Genomic DNA, 22,375 nt, shown 5'->3' on the forward strand with positions numbered 1-22,375 from the left:
GTGATGAAACGTACTATCAATTTTATGGGCGTGCGCCATATTGCGTTCGCTATCACTCTAATCCTAACGGTTGCTTCATTAGCCAGTATTGTGGTTAAGGGTTTTAACTTTGGCTTAGATTTTACTGGTGGAACACTGATCGAGCTTAGTTATACAGAGGCCGCATCACTTAGCGAAATTCGTGACGTGTTACATGGTAATGGTTATGTGGATGCAGTGGTGCAGAGTTTTGGTTCGGTCAATGATCTGTTAATCCGTACACCCGGTGACAATCCTAGCTTAGGAATGCAGATTGAGCAGTTACTAAGACAGTCATCACAAGCTGATTTTGTGGTTAAAAAGGTAGAGTTTGTTGGGCCGGCAGTCGGTGAAGAGCTGCGTGACCAGGGCGGTATGGGCATGCTGGTTGCTCTGGCTGGAATTATGATTTATCTGGGTTTTCGCTTCCAGTGGAAGTTTGGGGTTGGTGCTATTACCGGCCTGTTTCACGATGTTATCGTTACCCTCGGTGTGTTTTCGTACTTTGAGCTGCAGTTTGATTTAACGGTGTTGGCGGCTATTTTGGCGATTATTGGTTATTCACTTAACGATACCATTGTGGTGTTTGACCGTATTCGTGAAAACTTCCGTTTGTTACGTAACACTGAGCTTATTGATAATATCAATATCTCGACCACGCAAACCTTAAAGCGTACTTTGGCGACATCGATTTCAACCATGTTGGCTGTGATGGCGTTATTAGTGTTTGGTGGCGACCACTTGTGGGGCTTTGCATTGGCATTGATGATTGGCGTAGGTGTGGGTACCTATTCATCGGTTTATATTGCGAGTATCTTCCTGCTGTGGCTCAAGCTTACGGTGGAAGATCTCATCCCACCTGTGGTTGAGCATGAAGTGGATGACTTGCCTTAAGATTATATGCGGGCGAGACAAATAAAAACGCGGGCTGATGGGCCCGCGTTTTTGATCGCTACCTATAAAGATCTAGAAGTTAAGACTCTAGTCTTTAAAGCTGTTAGGTACGAAGGGCTGGATGGAGGTCAGTATGGCTTTAAAGCACTTTGGACCACCAGCTACGACATGACCTTTTTCGAGGAAGTGGTGGTTACCAGTAAAATCACTGATTAGACCGCCAGCCTCTTGAATCAGTAACGCACCTGCTGCCATGTCCCATTCGGATAACCCGAACTCCCAAAAACCGTCGTAACGGCCTGCAGCAACATAGGCTAAATCGAGACTAGCCGCGCCGGCGCGGCGAATGCCGGCGCTTTGTCCAGCTAAAGATTTGAACATCTCTAGGTAATTATCGATGTGAGCCATTTGCTCGTTACGGAAAGGGAATCCCGTAGCTAGAACAGCGTGATTAAGGTTTTGCTGCTTAGAAACGCGCAGACGACGACCGTTAAGCATGGCACCGCGGCCGCGACTGGCGGTAAAGTCTTCATCGCGCATAGGATCATAAACAACAGCGTGTTCAATACGACCGCGATAACGGCAAGCAATGCTCACTGCAAAGTGGGGAATACCGTGAATGTAGTTGGTTGTGCCATCCAGAGGATCGATGATCCACTGGTAATCAGCGCCTTCGCCAGTACCTGCAATAACACCGCTTTCTTCAGCGTGAAATCCGTGATTGGGGTGAGCTTTGAGAATAGAGTTGATGATAGTTTTTTCGGCGGCGCGATCGATATCAGTGACGTAGTCTTTGGCTACTTTTTCACTGATCGACAGTCTGTCGAGTCTGTCCATTGAACGCACAATGAGTTCGCCGGCGCTACGAGCTGCGCGCAGCGCAATATTCAGCATGGGCTGCATGGGTAATTACCAGGGGTTGTTAAAGAATAGCTGGGTATTCTAGCAGATACTCTTGCGTATGTGTGCGCTTGCCTGGCGGTTTTTCATGGCGGAAAAGCTCTGTTTTAGGTAAGCTTTGTGGTTTTAAATTGCAGCGGGGTTGCAGGTGCTGAATAAGATTCGAGTGGTGTTAGTAGGCACTAGCCATCCAGGTAATATTGGCGGTGCTGCACGGGCTCTGAAAAACATGGGTTTAAAGCAGCTAGTGCTGGTGCAGCCCAAGGATTTTCCGAGTAAAGATGCAGTGGCGCGCGCCGCGGGTGCTGATGATATTTTGCAGCATGCACAGGTTGTGTCCAGCTTGGAGCAGGCGTTAGCTGGCTGCAGCTTGGTGCTGGGCACCAGTGCGCGTGATAGGCGGATTCCATGGCCTTTGGTTAATCCGCGTGAGGCAGCGCAGCGTTGTGTTGAGCAAATACAGGTTGAGCCGGATGCAGATATGGCGTTGGTGTTTGGGCGCGAGTACGCAGGGCTGACCAATGAAGAGCTGCATCTGTGTCAGTACCATGTACACATTCCAGCGATTGAAGAGTTTAGTTCATTAAATCTTGCCGCATCTGTGCAGGTGCTCACCTACGAGCTGCGTATGGCGTGGCTCACAGCTACGCAGCAGCCAACACGTATGGTCTCAGTAGAGAGTACGGCCATACTTGGTAGTGCGCCTGCATCCCACGATGCGTTGGAATTGTTTTATGAGCATCTGCAGCGTACTCTGGTTGATATTGAGTTTTTAGATCCCGAAAAGCCCCGCCACTTAATGGCGAGGCTGAGACGTATTTATGGTCGCGTGCAACTGAGTAAGTCTGAGGTCGGTATTTTGCGCGGCATCCTTACAGAAACCCAGGTAGCTGCCAGTGGCGAACTACAGCGGCGCAAACAGGGGAGAAAATCATGATTAAGCGCATGAAAGAAGATATTCAAAGTGTATTTCACCGCGATCCGGCGGCACGCAACACCTTCGAGGTGCTCACCTGCTATCCAGGTTTGCATGCGGTTTGGTTGCACAGAATTGCACACTGGTTGTGGCTGCGGCGGTGGAAATTACTGGGGCGCTGGGTTTCGCACTTTAGTCGTTGGATTACCGGTATTGAAATTCATCCGGGCGCTAAAATTGGACGGCGTTTTTTTATTGATCATGGCTTTGGTGTAGTGATTGGTGAAACCGCGGAGATTGGTGATGATGTAACGCTCTATCAGGGCGTTACTTTAGGCGGTACAAGCTGGAATAAAGGCAAGCGTCACCCAACCTTAGAAGATGGTGTGGTGGTGGGTGCGGGTGCAAAAGTATTGGGGCCTTTTATTGTCGGTGCGGCGGCTAAAATCGGCTCTAATGCAGTGGTGACCAAGGCGGTGCCAGCCGGTGCAACCGCCGTGGGAATACCTGCAAAAATTATTGAAAGAGCAGACGATAAACACCTTGAGCCACAAACGGAGGCTAAGCGGCAGGCAGCAGCCGAGCGTTATGGTTTTGATGCTTACGGTGTGACAGAGGATATGCCGGATCCGGTAGCGCGCTCTATCGGCGCGATGCTGGATCATTTGCTGGGTGTAGAAGAGCGCTTAGACGAAATGTGTGATGCGTTGCGCGACTTGGGTAGCGATTATTGTGCAAAGGATTTGCCCGATCTGCCTGAAAACACCTTTGCTAACGGTTCTGCCAATGCAAAAGGCACTTCGCCGACAAAGTCGGAGTAGGTTTTCGTAAAAACATACTGGTTTACTGGGATTAATACTTGACTGTCTTTGTCGGGAATAGCATAATGCTAGGCAAGTCTGATTTTTGCGGTGTTGAATATGCGATTGACCACTAAAGGCCGTTATGCGGTTACAGCAATGCTGGATTTAGCACTTAATGCTCAGGAAGGGCCGGTGTCTTTGGCAGATATTTCTGAGCGACAGCATATTTCTTTGTCTTACCTAGAGCAGCTGTTTGCTAAGTTGCGGCGCAATGATTTAGTTTCCAGTGTGCGTGGGCCCGGCGGTGGTTATCAGTTAGCAAGAGAGCCAGAGCTTATCCAGATTGTGCAGGTAATAGATGCCGTGGATGAGTCGGTAGATGCGACTCGCTGCCAAGGCAAGGGCGATTGTCAGGGCGGACAAACCTGTCTTACACACCATCTGTGGTGTGAGCTCAGTGAACAGATACATGATTTTTTAAGCAGCATCAGCTTGGGCTGTCTAGTTGAGCGTGCTGATGTTAAGAAAATTTCCACTAGACAGCATTTAAACCAAGCCGAAGAACAAAATACGATAGCGCGCATGTAGAGCATGCTAGCTACCTGAGGAGAACGATATGAAGTTACCCATTTATTTAGATTACTCAGCCACAACGCCAATCGATCCGCGCGTGGCGCAGAAAATGATTGAGTGTCTGACCATGGAGGGTAATTTTGGTAATCCAGCATCACGCTCGCATGTGTACGGCTGGCGTGCTGAAGAGGCCGTGGAAAATGCCCGTCAGCAAGTAGCTGACCTAGTCAACGCAGACCCGCGTGAAATTGTCTGGACATCTGGTGCAACCGAGTCCGATAACTTGGCAATTAAAGGTGTGGCGCACTTTTATAGCACCAAGGGTAAGCACTTAATTACCTCCAAAATTGAGCATAAAGCAGTTTTGGATACCATGCGCCAACTAGAGCGTGAAGGTTTTGAGGTGACTTATTTGGAACCGTCTGAAGAGGGCATTATCACCGCTGAACAAGTGGAGGCAGCGCTACGTGAAGACACCATTCTGGTTTCTATCATGCATGTGAATAACGAGATTGGAACAGTGAATGATATTGCGGCGATTGGCGAAGTAACCCGCGCACGTAAGATTTTGTTCCACGTCGATGCGGCGCAATCGGCAGGTAAAATGCCAATCGACTTAGAGACGCTAAAAGTTGATCTGATGTCGTTTTCAGCACACAAAGCATACGGTCCTAAGGGTATTGGTGCGCTGTATGTGCGTCGTAAACCGCGCGTACGCCTCGAAGCACAAATGCACGGTGGCGGTCATGAGCGTGGCATGCGTTCAGGGACACTGGCGACACACCAGATTGTTGGTATGGGTGAGGCATTTGCGATTGCTGGGCAAGATATGGAAAAAGACAATCAGCGTATCACTAAGCTCAGTACGCGTTTCTATGAACAGCTGCAGGATATGGAAGAGGTGTATCTCAACGGCAGCCAAACACAACGCTTACCGCATTTCTTAAATCTAAGTTTTAACTATGTCGAGGGCGAGTCATTGATGATGTCGCTTAGAGATTTGGCGGTCTCGTCGGGTTCGGCATGTACCTCAGCTTCACTGGAGCCTTCTTATGTATTGCGTGCTTTGGGACGCAATGACGAATTGGCGCATAGCTCCATTCGCTTTACTTTCGGGCGTTTTACCACTGAAGAAGAAGTGGACCATGCAGTGACACAGGTGCGTGAGGCGGTGGGTAAACTGCGCGCATTATCACCCCTGTGGGATATGTATAAAGATGGTGTCGACCTGTCAAAAGTTGTGTGGCAGGCCCATTAATAGCGAGGATTAGTATCATGGCATATAGCGAAAAAGTAATTGACCACTACGAGAACCCCCGCAACGTAGGCAAGATGGATGCTGACGCGCCCAACGTTGGTACAGGTATGGTCGGTGCGCCGGCTTGCGGTGACGTAATGCGTCTACAAATCGAAGTGGATGACAACGGCATCATTAAAGATGCTAAATTTAAAACCTATGGTTGCGGTTCAGCCATTGCCTCAAGCTCTCTGGCAACAGAGTGGATGAAGGGCAAAACGCTGGATGAGGCTGAGCAAATCAAAAACACTACCATTGCGCAAGAGCTAGCCTTACCACCGGTTAAAATTCACTGCTCAGTGTTGGCCGAAGATGCGATTAAAGCCGCAGTACGTGACTATAAAGAGAAACAAGCCAAGTAATAATTAGGAGGTGTAGCATGGCAGTTAGCTTAACTGAAGCCGCAGCAAAACATGTGCGCCGTTCGTTGGATAAGCGCGGCAAAGGTGAAGGCATACGTGTAGGCATACGTACTACCGGTTGCTCAGGCATGGCCTATGTACTGGAGTATGTAGACGAGGTGAGTGCTGAAGACGAGGTGTTTGAAAGCCATGGCTTAAAAGTCATAGTGGACGCAAACAGCCTAGACTTTATTGATGGTACTGAGCTGGATTTCGTGCGCGAAGGAGTTAACGAGGGGTTTAAGTTTAATAACCCTAACGTGCGTGGCGAATGCGGCTGTGGCGAAAGCTTTAGTGTCTGATATGGCAAAGCCGACGAGCAATTTTTTCAGCCTGTTAGAGCTGCCGCTAGACTTTACAGTCGACTTGGCTCTGTTGAGTCATAATTACCGTGAAGCGGCTAAGGCAGTGCACCCAGACCGTTATGCGTCGGCTTCAGACCAAGATAAGCGATTGGCAGTGCAGCGCTCGGCAGAGTTAAATCAAGCCTATGAAACGCTAAAATCCACTACCCGGCGTGCGCTGTATCTACTAAATCTACAAGAGCCTATGGACGAAGAGGCTACAGTGCAGGACACTGAGTTCTTTATGCAGCAGATTCAATGGCGTGAAGAACTGGAAGACTTATCGGACAGCGAAGACATTGCCGCTCTTGAAGTGTTTAAAAAGCGCCTGCGTCAGCTTCGTGGTGAGCTAGACATAGAGTTTGCGGCTGTTTGGCAAGATGGTAGCCAGCGTGAGCTGGCAGAGCGCCTAGTGCGCCGAATGCAATTTTTAGACAAGGTGCTCTACGAAGTACGTCAACTGGAAGAGCGCCTAGACGATTAACCCAGCGCTTATTTTTTGGCGCGTTCATGAAAAAGAATACTATGGCCTTAGTGCAGATTGTCGAACCCAACACGCCAGTAGATAAGAGTCAGCCTCGTCTAGCTGTAGGTATAGATTTGGGGACGACAAACTCTTTAGTGGCAAGTGTGCGTAATGGCGTACCCGTACCTTTGGCAGATACGCAAGGGCGTTTTGCTTTAGCCTCCGCCGTGCGCTACTTAAAAGATAATACCGTCAGTGTTGGTCGTGATGCCAAACAATGCGCTAGCTGTGATCCCTATAACTGTATCTTATCGGTTAAACGTTTAATTGGACGGGGTTTAGAGGATGTGCAGCAGTTAGGTGAACAGCTGCCGTACCGTTTTCAAGATGGCGACTCACAGATGCCCCTAATTGAGACAGTACAAGGCTGCAAAAGCCCCGTTGAAGTCTCTGCGGAAATTTTAAAGGTATTGCGTCAGCGTGCTGAGCAAGTCTTGGGTGGTGATTTATTTGGTGCGGTGATTACTGTACCTGCCTACTTTGATGATGCTCAGCGTCAAGCAACCAAAGATGCGGCCCGTTTGGCTGGTATCAACGTCTTGCGATTACTCAATGAACCCACTGCAGCTGCAGTAGCCTATGGTTTAGACAAGCAGGCTGAAGGCGTGATCGTGGTGTATGACTTGGGTGGCGGAACTTTTGATGTGTCGATACTACGCCTGACCCGTGGAGTGTTTGAGGTCTTAGCAACCGGTGGTGATAGTGCGTTAGGTGGCGATGATTTTGACCATGCCATTGCGAATTGGATAGTTCAGCAGGCGGGTGTTTCATCTGATTTAGAGCCCGGTGAGCAGCGCCGTTTAATGCGCTTGGCGTGCGATGTAAAAGAAGCGTTATCCAGTGCCGAGTCTACGCTTGTACAGTATAAAGCCTGGCAGGCTGAGCTCAGTCGTGCGGACTTTGAACAACTTATCACACCCCTGGTCGCACGTAGCTTAAAAGCCTGTCGTCGTGCCCTGCGTGATTCTGACGTTGAGTTGGAGGAAATAGCTGCTGTGGTCATGGTTGGTGGCTCAACGCGAGTACCCTATGTGCGAGAGCAGGTGGCACATATGTTTGCGCGCGAACCACTGGCTGATATCGATCCCGACAAGGTGGTGGCTTTGGGTGCAGCTTTGCAGGCAGATGTATTAGCGGGCAATCAGGCAGACAGTGATAATTTGTTGTTGCTGGATGTGATTCCTCTGTCATTGGGCTTAGAAACTATGGGCGACTTGGTTGAAAAAATAGTCCCACGCAACACCACTATTCCAGTAACTCGTACACAGGACTTTACTACGGCCCGTGATGGGCAAACAGCCATTGCTCTGCATATCGTGCAAGGTGAGCGCGAGTTGGCGAGTGCGAGTCGTTCGCTGGCGCGTTTTGAATTACGCGGCATTCCACCGATGGTTGCTGGTGCCGCCAAGGTGCGCGTCAGTTTCCAAGTGGATGCGGATGGCTTGCTCAGTGTTACTGCCACTGAAACTCGCTCTGGCGTAGAGGCGCGTGTAGAAATTAAGCCTTCGTACGGGCTCAGTGAGGATGCGATTAGTCGCATGCTGGAAGAGTCTATTGAAAATGCTGAGCAGGACCGTAAGGCGCGCGGTTTGCGCGAACAGCAGGTTAATGCACAGCGCTTGCTGGAAACAGTGCGCGCAGCGTTGCAATCCGATGGCAACCTGCTTAACGAGCAAGAACGCGCACTGATAGATGAGCAACTTGAGAAGCTTGAGCAAGCACAGCAGGGTGATGAAATAGGTGCTATTGCGCGTCAAATTCAGCAGCTTAATGCGGCTACCCATGAATTTGCTTCAAGACGTATGGACGCCACAGTAAAACGCGCCTTTGCTGGGCGTCAATTAGAAGAAGTATAGGAGCGTTTATGTCACAGATAGTTTTTTTACCCCATGCCGAGCTATGTCCGGATGGGGCGGTCGTTGAGGCGCAGCCTGGCGAAACCATTTTAGAGGTAGCTAAGCGCAACGGTATCGAAATAGAACACGCTTGCGAGATGTCCTGCGCCTGTACTACCTGTCACGTGATTGTGCGCGAAGGCTTTGATTCGTTGCCGGAGTCCGATGAACTAGAGGATGACATGTTAGATAAAGCCTGGGGCTTAGAGCATGAGTCACGGCTGTCATGTCAGGCAGTAGTGCAGGACGAAGATTTAACGGTAGAAATTCCTAAGTACACCATTAATCAGGTGTCTGAACGTCAATAGAGGATTGTCTATGAAATGGATTGATGTGTTAGATATTGCGATTGAATTAAGTGAAAAACACACAGATGTAGATCCGCGCTATATCAATTTTGTGAATTTGCATCGTTTGGTGACTGAGCTGGAAGGCTTTGATGATGATCCCCAGCGTAGTGGTGAAAAGGTGTTGGAGGCGATTCAGGCAGCCTGGATTGAAGAGTTAGATTAAATACCAACAACAAAAAAGCGGAGTTTTAACTCCGCTTTTTTTATGGCTGCTAAAACGCTTAGCTGCTCATTTGTTTTTCTTTAATTTCTGCTAGTGTTTTGCAGTCGATGCACAGCGTAGCGGTAGGACGGGCTTCGAGGCGGCGCAGACCAATTTCGACACCGCAGGCATCACACCAGCCGTAGTCTTCGTCTTCGATTAGCTGTAGCGTTTCGTCAATTTTTTTAATCAGCTTACGCTCGCGGTCGCGCGTTCTTAGCTCTATGCTAAATTCTTCTTCTTGACTGGCGCGGTCAGCTGGGTCGGGAAAGTTAGCCGCCTCGTCTTTCATATAGTTAACAGTACGATCGACTTCCTCGCGCAGCTCTTGTTTCCAAGTGTTGAGGATATTAACGAAGTGAGCGCGCATTTTTTCGCTCATGTACTCTTCGCCCTTAGTTTCTTTGTAGGGAACAAAGGCGCGAGTCAATAGGCTTTGATTGTCATTTTTCTTAGGCATCTTAGCTGCCTCCTACATACTAAAAAACGTCTTGCAGATTGTTCTGCTTATATTAATCGAGCGAACTTACCAGAAACAAGGAAAGGTTGCTAGATTAATTGGTTAGTAATCTATGTTGCTTAACAGTTTAAGTCATAGAACCTCGGTTTTAGAGGTTCAGTGACCTACGCGTTCAAGTTTATTGGACTTGATTGCGTTTGCGCTTAGGCAGCACATCCTTAAGCTTATTACGCATATCACGGATGGATTGTTCTGTGGTTGCCCAGTCAATACAGGCATCGGTAATGGATACGCCGTACTTAAGCTGGTCAAGATCCTCGCAAATGTTTTGGTTGCCCCAGCCAAGGTGGCTTTCAATCATGAGGCTGGAAATGGATTCATTGCCATCAATAATTTGGTTGGTTATATTTTCCATGACCAACGGCTGCAAACTTGGGTCTTTGTTGGAGTTGGCATGGCTGCAATCGATCATCAAGTTGGGGCTTATTTTGCCTTTTTTCAACTCTTGCTCGCACACAGCTACACTGACTGAATCGTAGTTCGGCTTGCCATTACCGCCGCGCAACACAATATGCCCATAGGTGTTGCCCTTGGTGGTCACAATAGAAACGGAACCATGCTGGTCGATACCTAAGAAGCGATGCGGGCTGGACACTGATTGCAGTGCGTTAATGGCTACAGTTAAACCGCCATCTGTGCCGTTTTTAAAGCCAACAGCTGAGGAGAGGCCTGAGGCCATTTCGCGGTGGGTCTGTGACTCAGTGGTGCGCGCACCAATGGCGGACCAACTGATGAGGTCTTGCATGTACTGAGGAGAGATGGGATCCAGCGCTTCGGTAGCCGTGGGTAAGCCTTTTTCAGCCAAATCCAGTAATAGCTTGCGACCGATATGCAGACCGTCTTCGATCTTAAAGCTGTCATTCAGGTAGGGATCGTTAATTAAGCCTTTCCAACCCACCGTAGTGCGGGGTTTTTCAAAGTAGACGCGCATAATTAAGAAAAGCGTGTCGGATACTTCTTCGGCTAATGCCTTTAAGCGATCGGCGTATTCATGGGCGGCTTTCAAATCATGGATAGAGCAAGGACCTATAACAATAAATAGGCGGTGATCCTTGCCATCAAGAATATCGCGTACAACCTGGCGACCATGGCTAACAGTATTTTGTGCTGTTGCGGTTAATGGAAGCTTGGCTTTAATCTGCTCTGGGGTAATTAAGGGAACATTGGATTCAATGTTTAGGTTATCTATAGGTAAATCGGCCATGCAGTTGCTCGTTTAAAGTATATAAGTGATTAGATCAGCGCTTGGTTTGAATATAAAACAACATGTAACTAAGTGCCAAAGCTTGCTAATCGGCTAAAAGAATACATTTTAGCATAAATTAGCAAAATAACCTGCTGTATACCCTTAAGGAGGATATAAAGGCGGCAGAGTGGCGCTTTCTGCGGTGGTGTTGAGGCGGTTAAGTTCCGAGAAAGCCTGCCACAGATTTTTGCCGTGCCATTGCTGCTCGGTTTCCGTGTAAAGCACGGAATTAAGCTCGGTTAGGGCTGTGTGAAAGGGGTTGGAAATTTTAGCGGCTGCATTGGGGGTGAATTCGGTATGGCGTGCCAGTGCATCAAGGGCGCTGCGTGCTGAAATGGGGTCGTTGTTTTTGCAAGCACGCTTAAGGTTTTCAATCAGGCGAGCATGGTTAGCACTCGAGTAGCTAATAATGGCCGGTTGACGTCTGGCATGACGCCACAGCCAGAAAAACAGCAGGCTAGTTAAAGCCAATACAGCGCAGAGTATTTGCCAAAGAATTAAGTCTTTATACAAATAGAAAATATCAGAGAGATTGGTTTCTTGTTTTTGGGGTTTGATTTGTACGAAATGGGCAGGCAACTCAGCATATTCGAGTTGATTGCTCAGGGTATTCCACCAGGGCAGTCGAATTGCTGCAATTTCAAAATGACCGCTGCTCTGGCCCAGTAAAGCCAATTGCTCATGGTGGATGCTGGTGATGCCTTGTTCGCTGGTGACTTGTTGTTTTTGAATAGGGTTAGCGTAGGTGTGAAAATTGTCTTGCTGCTGGGGTAGTAGCGCAGGAACATTGGAGCTGGGTTGACCGAGGATACGCATAACCACTGTGCGTGTTAATGCTTGCTCAGGATTTAGCTCAGTGTGCTCAGGACTCCACTGTTGTTCGAGGTGCAGCGCCTGTGCAGGTAACCACGCAGCATCACCAGGGTACTGTGTTGGGGGTGGGAGAACCTGTAAAGGTATCTGTGCTGAGTACACCTCTATTTGCTGACCCGGAAGGTTGCTGGGGGGTTCTAAAGAGCTTGGGTCGTGACCGGTGAGTGTGGCGGAAAACTCCAGTGCAGGAATAATCAGCTCACCGGTTTTTTGTGGAAAGATGGCATAGCGTATTTCGATAACACCATGACGCACACCGTTAATATATTGTTCAAAACTGCGTGGCTTACCTAAAGGCTCTACCCGTGCATCGGGCATGCTTAGGGTGCTCAGCTGACCGCTAGCATATAGAGGAATGGAGTGATAAATCCTTAAGGTTAAAATCACCTGTGCTTGCAAGTAGACCTGTTCAGTATCAACCTGAGCGTCCATGTATACCGGCTCTAGGGCGAGGGTTGTGGGCGCAAGAAAGTTTTTTACTTGGATGTTAATTGGGTTGCTTGAGTATTTGCCAAGCGTGATGGGTGGTATTTGCAATTCGCCGGTAGTTTTTGGCAGTAACTTAAATACCCATTGTTGTACCGGTTCGGCACCGTTTCTAACCAGGGTGTTGCGCTGACTAGAAAGCAGCTCGAAATTTTGTTTGAGCGTGCTGATGTCGGGTTCGACGAAGTAGCTTGAATCATCCAGCTCTAAGAGTAACTCTAAGCTTTCACCTAAAAATAACTGCTGACGATCGGTTTGTGCGCTGAAGGTAAAAGCCAGCGTATAAGAGCCTAGTAACCATTGGCTGATAAATAATAGGGTGAGTAGGAAAATACGCATTATGGGCTGCCTGTGCCGTACTGCTCGTGCCAGAATTTACGTCGTAACAACTCACTTGGATTGTCAGGGATCTGGTTAAGCCAGGTTTCAATATCGATACTGTCTGTCACATGAGCCTGCTCTGAAACATCGCTGATGCTTGCTTGTTCTGCCAGGCCAAGCTGTGCACTGATGGTCAGCCGTTGCTGCTCTTCGGTTTGGGGTTCGGGTTCAGTTTCTTCTTCGTGCTCTGTAGTTTGCCCTGCAAAGAGTGCTTGTGCTAGACGTAGGTTGTGTTGGGCTGGACTTAGTTCAGGTTCCAAGCTTAACGCGTGTTCATAAGCAAGAATGGCGTGTTCATATTTTCCCAGCTGCATATAAGCATTGGCTTTGTTGTAGTGAGCCATAGCGTCATTGAGTTGATTAAAGTATTCAATGGCTAATGGGTAATCTTGCATATGGTAGGCAGCGATTCCTAGCCACATAGGGTCATCAAGCTCGTTTAAGGCTTGTCTGGGGTCTAATAAAATCTGCTCCAGGGGGTTGTGCGTGGTGCTAAAGGCTAGCTGCCAGGCGTAACTGGGCTGGGGCATCACCAAATAAAAACAGAGCAAACTTAATAGCCAGCCGCGACGCGCCAAGGGTGCCAGCAGCAGAATTAAGGGCAATACAAACCAAAAGCCTTGATTATCCTGTGTAGCGGTATTGCTGTTCGTGGGGAGGCGGTGATTATTTGCAGTTAGCTTGAGGTGCTCAGTATCCTGGCTGTCGTGGGTTAAACGAGCATAGCGGAAACCGGATTTCTGGCTGAATTTTTTCAACACTAACTCATCGAGTTGGCTGATTAATACGTTGCCTTGATTGTCAGTAAGTAAGCGCCCGGTCTGCTCGTCGGTGATAGGGGCGCCTTGGGTTGTACCAACACCTAAGATACTAAGCTGGTAAGTGGAGTCGCGCATAAGCCTGCTAATATCCTGCTGCTCAGTCGTGTTTAAACCATAGCTAAACAGCAGGATTTGTCCTTGTCCTTGGCCGCTCTGTTCTAAAAGTTGTATGGCGCGCTCAATAGCAAGCCCTGCATTGTTGCCAGCGACAGGCATCAATGAAGGGCTGAGCGCAAATAGCAGGTTCTCTATGGCTTGCTTGTCAGAGCTGAGCGGCACTAGAGTGTGAGCAGAACCGGCATATACAACGATAGCTAAATTGGCTTGCTTATGCTGGCTGATCAGCTGCATGGCTTTGTGTTGAATGCGCTGTAAACGGCTGGGCGCGATATCTGTAGCCAGACTGTCTGGGGTGAGCTGTATCACCAAAACTAAGGGTTCTATTTGTGTACCGCTTATTTGCTCGTGCTGCACGTTCCAGTGGGGTTGGCTCAAGGCTAACCCCAAACATAGGCTAGCCAATCCAAGCAATAATGTAGGCCAACGACGGCTGTTGTGTTTAACCTGGCTGAGTAAAACACTGTGAAATGCTTGGGGTAATATCTGCTCCCATTGCTGTACACGCCTGCTAGAACGCTGCACTAAATACATCAACAACCAAAGTGCTGGAATGAGCAACAAGGCATAGGGTTGGTTAAAGACGGGCCAGAGTTTATCCAAGAAGCCTCCTTTTTAATTGCAGCGTATTGTAAAGGAAGCGAATAAAACTCAGCAAAGCAAGGATTAAGACTAAAAATACAGTGCCAGTTAATGGCCAGGGATACAGCTCCTGGATTCGATAACTCTGTGTGGGATGAGCGCTGGGTTCAATGTGTTCAAAATAGGTCAGCAGCTCAGGCAGCTGTTCTAGGCGTTGCAGGCGGAAGTATTTACCCCGGGTCTGGACAGCGATACTTTGCAGTAAAGGCTCATCTAGATCGTGCTGAGCAGTGGTGCCTTGCTCATCAGCGGTAGCGCCAATGCCTATGGTGTAGATTTTTAAGCCCTGTTCAGCCGCTATCTTGGCTGCAGTCAAGGGCGGTATGACCCCACTGTTGTTAGCGCCGTCAGTAATAAGAACAAGCACGTTATGAGTGCTGCTTGATTGGCGTAGTTTTTTTATGGCCAAGCCAATAGCGTCACCAATAGCGGTGTGCTCTCCTGCCATACCGGGCTGCGCATCATTTAACCACTGGCTTAGCGTTACGTGGTCATGGGTTAGGGGCGATTGTAGGTAAGGCTGGCTGGCAAATAAAATTAGGCCTAGACGATCGCCGGGGCGCTGCTCAATCAGCTTGTATATAAAGGCTTTGACGAACTCAAGACGGGAAAGCGGTTCGGACGGTTCGCCGATGTCTTTAATGAGCATGGAATTAGAAATATCCACGGCCAAAAAAAGCGCTCGCCCATCAGTGGGTAATTGCGTATCCAAGTGATAGCTCTGTGGGCGCGCTGCTGCGCTGATGACCAAGAGCCAAATAGCCAATAAAGCCAAGGTTCTGCTTGTTTTGTAATAGTTGTACTTGTTTTGTTGTGCGGAAATTTTTTGTAGTTCAGCAAAAAAAGGAGTTTTTAATGCGCTTTGTTGCGGCATGGCGGGGGCTAGTTTTCGATAAAAAAACCAAGGTAAAGGTAGGCATAAGAATAACCACGGCCAAGCAAAGCTAAACATGTTTATTAATCCATATCTGTATGGCGCTGTATAAAGCATCTATTGCTTGTTCATCCAGACGGCACTCAGGTTGATAACTGCCTTCTGCTAGGATCATCCAGCGTGTTAGACCGGCGGCTGGACATCTGCTGTCGAGAAAGGCTAACCACTCGCGTCCTGTTAAGCGGTGACTGTCGTACTCTGGATAGCGCACCGAGCATAGACGCTTTAGTAGCTGGTTAATTTGTTGTAACCATGGGCCGGCTAATTCATCTGCGCTCGGGCGGGCAATATTGGCCAGTTCTAGCAAGGCTTGTTGGCGAAACTGTTCTGTGGTGGTTGATTGAGCTAAGGGCTTGGTGTGCTTGCGTGTGAGAATAATGATTCCAACGATTATGCACAGTGCCGCCACTACAAAGGCAAAGTTCAGCCAGCTCAACGAGTTACTGCTGATTGGCGGATAAAGCAAAGGCTGCATCTGGGCAAGAGTAGTCGTCATGGTGTTATTTCATCAGGCTGTTTAGCGTGGTTAGCTGTTGGGCAATGCTGGTAGCGGTGGTTAGCGGAAATAATGCAAGATTAGCTTGCTGAGCCAGCTTGCGCCATTGTTGGCGATACTGTTCGCCTAGCTGTTGCCACTGTTTACCAACGTTGGACTGATGTCCATCGATGGTCAGGAAGCGCGTGGCCTGTTGAAAGACCAGCCCTCTACTGTGGGGAAGTTGGTGTTCTAGAGGGTCAGAGATCGGCACTAAAATTAGATCAAAGCGCTGCGCTAAGGTTTGTATTAAAGCCGAGGTGTGAGAGCTGATATTGCGCTCATTGCAGATGATAATGATTAAGCTGCCGGGCTTTAAAATGGAGCGGCTGTAGATTAACGCCTGCTGTAAAGGGTTGTTTTCACTGCTAACTGAGGGATCAGTAAGCTTCTGATTGGCCTGAGCCAGTTGGCTAAGCAATTTAAGCACGCCGCGCTGATGGCGTTGGGGTCTTATTTCAGCATAGGGCGTTTCTGAAAAAACCAGTCCGCCGACTCGGTCGTGGTTGGCGTGTGCAGCCCAGGCGAGCAAGCTGGCAATATAAGCAGCTTGGACGGATTTAAAGTTACCTTGACTGGCAAAGAACATCGCCGGGCTTTGCTCTACGATTAAAAATACGGGATGTTCTCTTTCTTCTTGAAAAACCTTGCTATGCGCTTCTCCTGTGCGTGCGGTTACTCGCCAGTCGATATTGCGTACATCGTCACCTGATTGATAAGCGCGCACTTGGTCAAACTCCATGCCGCGACCACGCAGACGAGAGTGATGCAGGCCAAGCAGTGAGCTTTTTGCTGCATTGCTGCACAGCAAACCAGAGGCGTGGAGTTGTTGCTGAGCATGGAGTAAATCACTCAATTGAATATGCGTGCGGCCTAGGCTATCCATAGTGTTAAGTTAAGAAACAGGTACAAGGTCGAGTATTTTTTGCAGTACGACATTGGCGTCAATGCCCGTGGCTTCGGCCTCAAAAGAGAGCATGATGCGATGCCTAAGCGCGTCAAACACAACGGCTTGCACATCATCAGGGCTAACAAAATCCCGGCTCGCCAACCATGCATGGGCGCGGGCGCAGCGATCGATAGCAATGGAACCTCGTGGGCTGCTGCCCAGTTGTATCCAGCGGGCTAGCTCAGGGTCGTACTTGGCAGGATTGCGGGTGGCGATGACCAATTGGGCTATATATTCTTCTACTGTGTCTGCCATATACAGATTAAGAATCTCTTGGCGCGCGGCTAGGATGGCTTCTATGCTCAGTTTTTCACTGGGTTGATTTTGGCCGTGCAAGGCGATGTGACGTGCTTGCTGTAAAATTTTGCGCTCCATGTGTACATCAGGAAAGCTGATTTTTACATGCATGAGAAAGCGGTCAAGCTGGGCTTCGGGTAAAGGGTAAGTGCCTTCTTGCTCAATAGGGTTTTGCGTGGCCATCACCAAGAAAAGCTCGGGTAATGGGTAGGTGTGATTGCCTACACTGACCTGACGTTCGGCCATGGCTTCAAGTAGAGCAGACTGGACTTTTGCCGGAGCGCGGTTGATTTCGTCGGCCAGCAGCAGGTTGTTAAAAACCGGACCTGGCTGGAAGCTAAAACTAGCATTTTGTGGGAGGTAAATATCTGTTCCGGTAATGTCTGCAGGCAGTAAGTCAGGGGTAAATTGGATGCGTTTAAAGTTGGCATCAATACCCAAGGCAAGATCCTTGATGGCTTTGGTTTTAGCCAGTCCGGGCGCGCCTTCAACCAATAAGTGACCATCTGCTAATAGAGCGATTAAAATTCGGTCAAGCAGCCTTTCTTGCCCTAAAATTTGCGTCGATAAATAATTGCGTAGTGTATGTACAGCTTCGCGATGGTTCATGGTAAACCTTATTTTTGATTGACTGATAGCAGTGTACTGTTAAGTGAATTAAAAGGTAAGAGGTGCGTATCAACAACCAAATCAAAACTCTGCTGGGCAACCAAAGCGCAATGGCTGCTGAGTGGCGGGATGATAAAAATCGAGCGTAGTGGCGTGTAGGCATAAGCGAGGGGCAGCGTTTAAGGCGTCGTTGTGCGCGTAAAGAGGGTCGCCCAGGATCGGGTGGCCTAGGGCGTTAAGGTGTACGCGTAGTTGGTGTGAGCGGCCTGTGTGGGGGCTCAGTTCGACTCTAGTGTGCGATTCATGCGTGGACAGTTTGCGCCAGTAAGTGCGCGCTGTTTTGCCTTGCAGAAAGTCGAGCGTTTGTCTGGGCTTGTTAGGCGGGTCGTAACGCATGGGTAATTCGATTTGACCCTGTCGTGCAGCGAGTTGTCCCCAGCATAGAGCCGTATAAGTGCGCGCAACTAAGCGCTCACGAAACTGGCGCGAAAGTTCGCTATGGGCTGCTGCGTTACGGGCCAGCACCATTAGCCCGGTAGTTTCCCAGTCCAGACGGTGCACAATCAACGCATCGGGGTAGCCATTTTGGTTAAGTCGTTGAATCAGAGAGTCTTTATTGTTTTCTGCGCGTCCCGGCACCGATAATAATAAAGTGGGTTTATTCACCACGAGCAAGTCGTGATCTTGATAAACAATGCTAATCGAGCTTAAGGGCATAAATAAAGGAGCCTCAGCCTGCGCGGAGGCTCAATCAATACTGTTTCATTAGCGATCAGGCAGGGTTACGTTTAACTCCAAGATAGAACAATTACCCTGATTATCCAAGGCGATCTGAACTTGGTCGTTATCGATATTGACGTATTTACGAATCACTTCAACCAGTTCTCTTTGTAAGGCTGGCAAGTAATCCGGCTCATCGCGTTGCCCGCGTTCATGGGCAACAATGATTTGTAAGCGTTCTTTGGCAACTGAAGCGGTAGTGTTTTTTTTGCGTGAGCGAAAGAAATTAACGATGCTCATTCCTTACCTCCAAACATGCGTTGGAAGAAGCTTTTCTTTTGTACTTCTAAGAACCTGTGCGGTATATCTTTACCCAACAGGCGCTCAACGGCGTCGCTGTAGGCTTGGCCTGCATCACTTTCTTCATCTAGGATAACAGGCACACCTTGGTTTGATGCTTTAAGTACGGCTTGGGACTCGGGAATAACGCCGATCATTTTGATGGAAAGAATATCTTCCACATCGTTAACACTTAGCATCTCGCCTTTTTCAACGCGCTCAGCGCTGTAACGGGTGAGCAGCAAGTGTTCAGTAATAGGCTCGCGGCCGTCTTCAGCACGTTTTGATTTGCTGGACAGTAGACCAAGCATGCGATCAGAGTCGCGCACCGATGACACTTCAGGGTTGGTGACAACTATGGCTTCATCGGCGAGGTACATTGCCAAATGTGCGCCCTTTTCAATACCTGCGGGGGAGTCGCAAATAACATAGTCAAATTGTTCTGCGAGTTCGTTAATGACTTTTTCGACGCCCTCAAGCGTCAATGCGTCTTTATCGCGGGTTTGGCTGGCTGCAAGGATGTAGAGGTTTTCTAAACGTTTATCCTTGATCAGGGCTTGGTTAAGTGAAGCGTCGCCATTAATCACGTTAACAAAATCATATACCACGCGACGTTCACAGCCCATTATTAAGTCTAGGTTGCGCAGGCCTACATCGAAGTCAACAATAACTGTTTTATGACCACGCAGAGCTAGACCGGTACCTATAGCCGCGCTGGTGGTAGTTTTACCAACGCCACCTTTACCTGAAGTTACAACAAGAATTTTAGCCAAAAGAGTCACCTTGAAATCGTGATAAGCAAAAGAGGTTAATAAGGGTTGATTTTACATTGCTTGAATGACCATTTGTTGGTCTTGTAAAAAAATTTGTGAAGCAGCGCCCCAGGTTGGAATGCGTCGCAAATCCTCAGCTATTTTATACTGCCCTGCTATGGATACCAGCTCCGCACCTAATTGCTGGCAAAAAATTCGCGCCTGCTCATTGCCATTAACCCCTGCTAAGGCGCGACCCCGCAAAGGGCCATATACATGGATGTGCCCATCTGCTAAAAGTTCAGCGCCTGCACTAACTGCGGCTAAAACGATAAGGTCAGAGTTTTTGGCATAAATTTGCTGGCCGCTGCGTACCGGGCTATGAATAATTTTTGCTGGGAGTAATCCGGTAGGGGCGGCTGGCGCTTTTGGACTTGCGGCAGGTCGTTCTTTAGCCATGCTTGGTGGTAAAACAGGCAGGTTGATCGCTTGTGCTGCTTGTATATCATGCTCGCGCTCAGCACGAAGCGCCATGATGTGCAGCTGATGTTTTTTAAAAACGTTTAAAACAGCTGGTAAGTCTAGTGCCGTAGCTGGGTCTTGGCGTTTATCGATGGCTAAGATTATGGGTGTTTCATTAAAAAAATTGGGTGCTTGTGCGATTCTATCAGCAAGCTGTTGGTCCAGTTGCTCCAGCTGATGGCTTATTAATTCGAGGGTAGTGAGGGTGACCATGCTGCCTTTGATTTGAAAAACAGGTGCATGCTCTAAGAAATCTGTTTGATCCATTTTAAATTAAAGTTCGTAAAGTTAAATATGTGCTTACTTATAACCATAAGCATGGCAGTCTGCAAATATTTCCGTAAACTATTTAGGTTTTTAGAATTGGGCGTGCATGAATGAAGGACAGAGGTAAGTTTAAATGGGTGTTTTTGCACCCAAAATATTGGCTGCTATGGCTTGTATTGGGAGTTTTTTGGCTCGTCATTCAACTGCCGTACTTTATTTTGCTGCGCTTAGGGCATGTGCTTGGGTTGCTGATGTATCGTTTTGCTCATGAGCGTCGCCACATAGCTCAACGCAACCTTGAGCTCTGTTTTCCGCAGTGGACAGAGCAAGAGCGTACGCGGGTTTTAAAGGAAAATTTTATTTCTTCCGGAATCGCTTTTTTTGAAATGGGCATGAGCTGGTGGTGGTGTCAAAAACGCTTGGCCAAGCTGCTTGTCATTGATGGACTAGAGCATTTACAAGCGGCACAACAGCAGGGGCAGGGTGTTATTTTAATGGCTGCTCACTTTACTACGCTTGAGATTGGCGGGGCCTTGTTGGGGCAGCTGCATACGATTGATGGGATGTATCGAGCGCACAAAAACCTAGTATTTGATTACGTACAGCATCGCGGCCGTGAGCGACATAATAAAGATGCGGTAGCGATCGAGAGAGAGGATGTGCGTACTATGCTAAGACACTTACGCGCTGGGCGAGCCGTGTGGTATGCGCCGGATCAGGATTATGGTTTTAAGCAAAGTGTATTTGTGCCACTATTTGATGTGCCTGCTGCCACAGTAACTGCAACCAGTAAGTTTGCTCAGCTTGGCCGAGCTGTTGTCATCCCTATGAGTCAGACACGACTTGCCAATGGCAAGGGATACCAGATGAAAATTGAACCAGCTTGGCAGGACTTTCCAGGCGCAAGTGTTGAGGCTGATTGCTTGCGCATTAATCAGTGGCTTGAGCAGGTTATTCAAGCACAGCCTGAGCAGTATTTATGGGCACACAGGCGTTTTAAAACACGACCTAAGGGAGAGGCTAGATTATATTGAATCTAGTAGATGAACAGGCAGTTAGACCATCGGTTATCAACAGGCACACCTCTGACGTCACCGGCTTGATTTTGTCGGGTGGGGGTGCGCGCGCCGCCTATCAGGTAGGTGTGCTCAAAGCGGTTGCAGACTTAGTGCCGCAAAAGACAGAGAACCCTTTTCCAATTGTAGTCGGAACTTCAGCCGGTGCTATAAACGCTGTGAGCTTGGCTTGTGGTGCAATGGATTTTTCACAGGCTGTCGCACGGCTGCAGTATGTTTGGCAGAACTTTACTACGGACAAGGTGTATCGTTGCGACTGGCCTGGCGTGCTGAAACAGTCAAGTAAGTTTGTCTGGCAACATTTGTTTGGTTTCGGCCGAGATATTCCCGTAGCTTTGCTGGATAATTCGCCATTGCGCGGCTTGCTGTTGGAAGAGTTGGATTTCTCAGGCATTAATTTGGCGTTGGCTAGACGCAAGTTGTTGGCGGTCGCGGTAACAGCTTTTTCTTATCACACAGCGCAAGCCACCACATTTTACCAAAGCCGTGCGCATATTGATGCATGGCAGCGTTTCCGTCGTGGTGGGCAGTCCGCTAAGCTGCAAATAGAGCATCTAATGGCCAGCGCTGCTATTCCATTGATCTTTCCACCCGTACGACTCGAGCAAGAATTCTACGGTGACGGTGCGGTGCGACAAGCAGCGCCCATTAGCCCAGCGCTACATTTGGGCGCTAATAAGGTATTAATTATTGGTGTGAATAGCCTCAATAATAGAGCAGAACAACAGTTGCAATTACGACAACCTAGTCTTGCGCAAATAGGTTCACACCTTCTTAACAGTACCTTTTCGGATAACTTGGAAACGGATTTAGAACTCTTGCAGCGTTTAAATCATTTGGGAGCTATGCTAACGCCTCAACAGCGCGCCTTAGAGCATGGTTTGTCCCCGGTAGAGGCGTTAGTGATTACACCCAGCAAAGTAATAGATGAAATTGCCGTACGCCACAGAAACCAGCTGCCATCGTCATTGCGTGTGTTTTTAAAGGGTTCAGGTGCAACGCGTGCAGCGGGCGGTGGTGTGCTGAGCTATTTGCTGTTTGAGCGTGATTATTGTAATGAGCTCATTGAGCTTGGCTATCAAGATGCTATGAGCAAAAAAACACAACTTATGAGTTTTTTATCACTCGACGAGCACTAAAAAGCCACGCAATTAAGCGTGGCTTTGATTG

The 22,375-nt window shown here is 48.5% G+C and carries 26 protein-coding genes; 13 read left to right on the forward strand and 13 right to left on the reverse strand.

Translation table 11 applies throughout. From position 1 onward, the window contains the following. The first annotated feature begins 3 nt into the window (after positions 1-3). Positions 4-912, forward strand: coding sequence for a protein translocase subunit SecF (gene secF / locus QEZ41_RS01265; RefSeq protein ID WP_289409542.1), 909 nt, complete (start codon positions 4-6; stop codon positions 910-912). Positions 913-999: 87 nt separating this feature from the next. Here secF and QEZ41_RS01270 read toward each other — a convergent pair whose 3' ends face one another. Beyond that, positions 1,000-1,815 (reverse strand): inositol monophosphatase family protein, encoded by an 816-nt coding sequence (locus QEZ41_RS01270; protein WP_289409543.1) that lies wholly within the window; start codon positions 1,813-1,815, stop codon positions 1,000-1,002. A gap of 145 nt (positions 1,816-1,960) precedes the next feature. On the opposite strand from QEZ41_RS01270, the gene QEZ41_RS01275 reads away from it, so the two are divergent. From QEZ41_RS01275 to iscX, 10 genes are all read left to right on the forward strand, one after another. Then, a complete protein-coding gene (locus tag QEZ41_RS01275; protein ID WP_289409544.1) occupies positions 1,961-2,749 on the forward strand; it encodes an RNA methyltransferase in 789 nt (262 codons plus the stop codon). Beyond that, the gene (cysE, locus tag QEZ41_RS01280) at positions 2,746-3,549 is read left to right on the forward strand and encodes a serine O-acetyltransferase (protein ID WP_289409545.1); all 804 of its coding nucleotides are present in this window, start codon (positions 2,746-2,748) and stop codon (positions 3,547-3,549) included. The genes QEZ41_RS01275 and cysE overlap by 4 nt, the downstream gene beginning before the upstream one ends. A 99-nt stretch (positions 3,550-3,648) precedes the next feature. Continuing rightward, positions 3,649-4,119: a Fe-S cluster assembly transcriptional regulator IscR gene (gene iscR, locus QEZ41_RS01285; protein WP_289409546.1), complete on the forward strand. Its 471-nt coding sequence runs from the start codon at positions 3,649-3,651 to the stop codon at positions 4,117-4,119. 28 nt (positions 4,120-4,147) lie between these two features. After that, positions 4,148-5,362, forward strand: coding sequence for an IscS subfamily cysteine desulfurase (locus QEZ41_RS01290; RefSeq protein WP_289409547.1), 1,215 nt, complete (start codon positions 4,148-4,150; stop codon positions 5,360-5,362). 17 nt (positions 5,363-5,379) lie between these two features. Then, the gene (gene iscU / locus QEZ41_RS01295; protein WP_289409548.1) at positions 5,380-5,763 is read left to right on the forward strand and encodes a Fe-S cluster assembly scaffold IscU; all 384 of its coding nucleotides are present in this window, start codon (positions 5,380-5,382) and stop codon (positions 5,761-5,763) included. A gap of 17 nt (positions 5,764-5,780) precedes the next feature. Next, on the forward strand, positions 5,781-6,104 hold the full coding sequence (iscA, locus tag QEZ41_RS01300) for an iron-sulfur cluster assembly protein IscA (RefSeq protein WP_289409549.1): 324 nt from the start codon (positions 5,781-5,783) through the stop codon (positions 6,102-6,104). A 1-nt stretch (position 6,105) separates the two neighbouring features. Continuing rightward, the gene (gene hscB, locus QEZ41_RS01305) at positions 6,106-6,630 is read left to right on the forward strand and encodes a co-chaperone HscB (protein ID WP_289409550.1); all 525 of its coding nucleotides are present in this window, start codon (positions 6,106-6,108) and stop codon (positions 6,628-6,630) included. Between the two features lie 41 nt (positions 6,631-6,671). Further along, positions 6,672-8,528, forward strand: coding sequence for a Fe-S protein assembly chaperone HscA (hscA, locus tag QEZ41_RS01310; protein WP_289409709.1), 1,857 nt, complete (start codon positions 6,672-6,674; stop codon positions 8,526-8,528). An 8-nt stretch (positions 8,529-8,536) separates the two neighbouring features. Beyond that, positions 8,537-8,875 (forward strand): ISC system 2Fe-2S type ferredoxin, encoded by a 339-nt coding sequence (fdx, locus tag QEZ41_RS01315; RefSeq protein WP_289409551.1) that lies wholly within the window; start codon positions 8,537-8,539, stop codon positions 8,873-8,875. A 4-nt stretch (positions 8,876-8,879) separates the two neighbouring features. Further along, positions 8,880-9,080: a Fe-S cluster assembly protein IscX gene (iscX, locus tag QEZ41_RS01320; RefSeq protein WP_289409552.1), complete on the forward strand. Its 201-nt coding sequence runs from the start codon at positions 8,880-8,882 to the stop codon at positions 9,078-9,080. Positions 9,081-9,138: 58 nt separating this feature from the next. Here the strand turns inward: iscX and dksA are convergent, their stop codons facing one another. From dksA to minC, 12 genes are all read right to left on the reverse strand, one after another. Then, entirely contained in the window at positions 9,139-9,579 is a 441-nt protein-coding gene (gene dksA, locus QEZ41_RS01325; protein ID WP_289409553.1) for an RNA polymerase-binding protein DksA, read from the reverse strand. A 178-nt stretch (positions 9,580-9,757) separates the two neighbouring features. Then, entirely contained in the window at positions 9,758-10,843 is a 1,086-nt protein-coding gene (locus tag QEZ41_RS01330; RefSeq protein ID WP_289409554.1) for a 3-deoxy-7-phosphoheptulonate synthase, read from the reverse strand. Between the two features lie 144 nt (positions 10,844-10,987). Next, positions 10,988-12,583 (reverse strand): BatD family protein, encoded by a 1,596-nt coding sequence (locus tag QEZ41_RS01335; protein ID WP_289409555.1) that lies wholly within the window; start codon positions 12,581-12,583, stop codon positions 10,988-10,990. Further along, a complete protein-coding gene (locus QEZ41_RS01340) occupies positions 12,583-14,166 on the reverse strand; it encodes a tetratricopeptide repeat protein (RefSeq protein ID WP_289409556.1) in 1,584 nt (527 codons plus the stop codon). The genes QEZ41_RS01335 and QEZ41_RS01340 overlap by 1 nt, the downstream gene beginning before the upstream one ends. Continuing rightward, entirely contained in the window at positions 14,159-15,157 is a 999-nt protein-coding gene (locus QEZ41_RS01345; protein ID WP_289409557.1) for a vWA domain-containing protein, read from the reverse strand. Before QEZ41_RS01345 ends, QEZ41_RS01340 begins: the two co-directional genes overlap by 8 nt. Beyond that, positions 15,150-15,614 (reverse strand): DUF4381 domain-containing protein, encoded by a 465-nt coding sequence (locus QEZ41_RS01350; protein ID WP_434556777.1) that lies wholly within the window; start codon positions 15,612-15,614, stop codon positions 15,150-15,152. The genes QEZ41_RS01345 and QEZ41_RS01350 overlap by 8 nt, the downstream gene beginning before the upstream one ends. 25 nt (positions 15,615-15,639) lie before the next feature. Continuing rightward, a complete protein-coding gene (locus tag QEZ41_RS01355; RefSeq protein WP_289409559.1) occupies positions 15,640-16,530 on the reverse strand; it encodes a DUF58 domain-containing protein in 891 nt (296 codons plus the stop codon). Between the two features lie 39 nt (positions 16,531-16,569). Next, positions 16,570-17,529, reverse strand: coding sequence for an AAA family ATPase (locus QEZ41_RS01360; RefSeq protein ID WP_289409560.1), 960 nt, complete (start codon positions 17,527-17,529; stop codon positions 16,570-16,572). Positions 17,530-17,610: 81 nt separating this feature from the next. Then, positions 17,611-18,246: an RluA family pseudouridine synthase gene (locus QEZ41_RS01365; RefSeq protein WP_289409561.1), complete on the reverse strand. Its 636-nt coding sequence runs from the start codon at positions 18,244-18,246 to the stop codon at positions 17,611-17,613. A gap of 48 nt (positions 18,247-18,294) precedes the next feature. Further along, complete coding sequence (gene minE / locus QEZ41_RS01370; protein ID WP_289409562.1) at positions 18,295-18,549, reverse strand: cell division topological specificity factor MinE; 255 nt, start codon at positions 18,547-18,549, stop codon at positions 18,295-18,297. Beyond that, entirely contained in the window at positions 18,546-19,361 is an 816-nt protein-coding gene (minD, locus tag QEZ41_RS01375; protein WP_289409563.1) for a septum site-determining protein MinD, read from the reverse strand. The genes minE and minD overlap by 4 nt, the downstream gene beginning before the upstream one ends. Before the next feature lie 51 nt (positions 19,362-19,412). Beyond that, positions 19,413-20,129, reverse strand: a complete 717-nt coding sequence (minC, locus tag QEZ41_RS01380) for a septum site-determining protein MinC (RefSeq protein ID WP_289409564.1) — start codon at positions 20,127-20,129, stop codon at positions 19,413-19,415. 110 nt (positions 20,130-20,239) lie between these two features. On the opposite strand from minC, the gene QEZ41_RS01385 reads away from it, so the two are divergent. Both QEZ41_RS01385 and QEZ41_RS01390 read left to right on the forward strand, forming a co-directional pair. Then, positions 20,240-21,163: a lipid A biosynthesis lauroyl acyltransferase gene (locus QEZ41_RS01385; protein ID WP_289409565.1), complete on the forward strand. Its 924-nt coding sequence runs from the start codon at positions 20,240-20,242 to the stop codon at positions 21,161-21,163. Then, on the forward strand, positions 21,160-22,344 hold the full coding sequence (locus tag QEZ41_RS01390) for a patatin-like phospholipase family protein (protein WP_289409566.1): 1,185 nt from the start codon (positions 21,160-21,162) through the stop codon (positions 22,342-22,344). Before QEZ41_RS01385 ends, QEZ41_RS01390 begins: the two co-directional genes overlap by 4 nt. The last annotated feature ends 31 nt before the right edge of the window (positions 22,345-22,375 follow it).

It is taken from the genome of Thiopseudomonas acetoxidans, assembly GCF_030362935.1.
Classification (GTDB): domain Bacteria; phylum Pseudomonadota; class Gammaproteobacteria; order Pseudomonadales; family Pseudomonadaceae; genus Thiopseudomonas; species Thiopseudomonas acetoxidans.

Coding starts and splice junctions, on each gene's coding strand:
- secF (WP_289409542.1), top strand. CDS start 4: ATGAAACGTACTATCAATTTTATGGGCGTGCGCCATATTGCGTTCGCT.
- QEZ41_RS01270 (WP_289409543.1), bottom strand. CDS start 1,815: ATGCAGCCCATGCTGAATATTGCGCTGCGCGCAGCTCGTAGCGCCGGC.
- cysE (WP_289409545.1), top strand. CDS start 2,746: ATGATTAAGCGCATGAAAGAAGATATTCAAAGTGTATTTCACCGCGAT.
- iscR (WP_289409546.1), top strand. CDS start 3,649: ATGCGATTGACCACTAAAGGCCGTTATGCGGTTACAGCAATGCTGGAT.
- QEZ41_RS01290 (WP_289409547.1), top strand. CDS start 4,148: ATGAAGTTACCCATTTATTTAGATTACTCAGCCACAACGCCAATCGAT.
- iscU (WP_289409548.1), top strand. CDS start 5,380: ATGGCATATAGCGAAAAAGTAATTGACCACTACGAGAACCCCCGCAAC.
- iscA (WP_289409549.1), top strand. CDS start 5,781: ATGGCAGTTAGCTTAACTGAAGCCGCAGCAAAACATGTGCGCCGTTCG.
- hscB (WP_289409550.1), top strand. CDS start 6,106: ATGGCAAAGCCGACGAGCAATTTTTTCAGCCTGTTAGAGCTGCCGCTA.
- hscA (WP_289409709.1), top strand. CDS start 6,672: ATGGCCTTAGTGCAGATTGTCGAACCCAACACGCCAGTAGATAAGAGT.
- fdx (WP_289409551.1), top strand. CDS start 8,537: ATGTCACAGATAGTTTTTTTACCCCATGCCGAGCTATGTCCGGATGGG.
- dksA (WP_289409553.1), bottom strand. CDS start 9,579: ATGCCTAAGAAAAATGACAATCAAAGCCTATTGACTCGCGCCTTTGTT.
- QEZ41_RS01330 (WP_289409554.1), bottom strand. CDS start 10,843: ATGGCCGATTTACCTATAGATAACCTAAACATTGAATCCAATGTTCCC.
- QEZ41_RS01335 (WP_289409555.1), bottom strand. CDS start 12,583: ATGCGTATTTTCCTACTCACCCTATTATTTATCAGCCAATGGTTACTA.
- QEZ41_RS01345 (WP_289409557.1), bottom strand. CDS start 15,157: ATGTTTAGCTTTGCTTGGCCGTGGTTATTCTTATGCCTACCTTTACCT.
- QEZ41_RS01350 (WP_434556777.1), bottom strand. CDS start 15,614: ATGCAGCCTTTGCTTTATCCGCCAATCAGCAGTAACTCGTTGAGCTGG.
- QEZ41_RS01360 (WP_289409560.1), bottom strand. CDS start 17,529: ATGAACCATCGCGAAGCTGTACATACACTACGCAATTATTTATCGACG.
- QEZ41_RS01365 (WP_289409561.1), bottom strand. CDS start 18,246: ATGCCCTTAAGCTCGATTAGCATTGTTTATCAAGATCACGACTTGCTC.
- minE (WP_289409562.1), bottom strand. CDS start 18,549: ATGAGCATCGTTAATTTCTTTCGCTCACGCAAAAAAAACACTACCGCT.
- minC (WP_289409564.1), bottom strand. CDS start 20,129: ATGGATCAAACAGATTTCTTAGAGCATGCACCTGTTTTTCAAATCAAA.
- QEZ41_RS01385 (WP_289409565.1), top strand. CDS start 20,240: ATGAAGGACAGAGGTAAGTTTAAATGGGTGTTTTTGCACCCAAAATAT.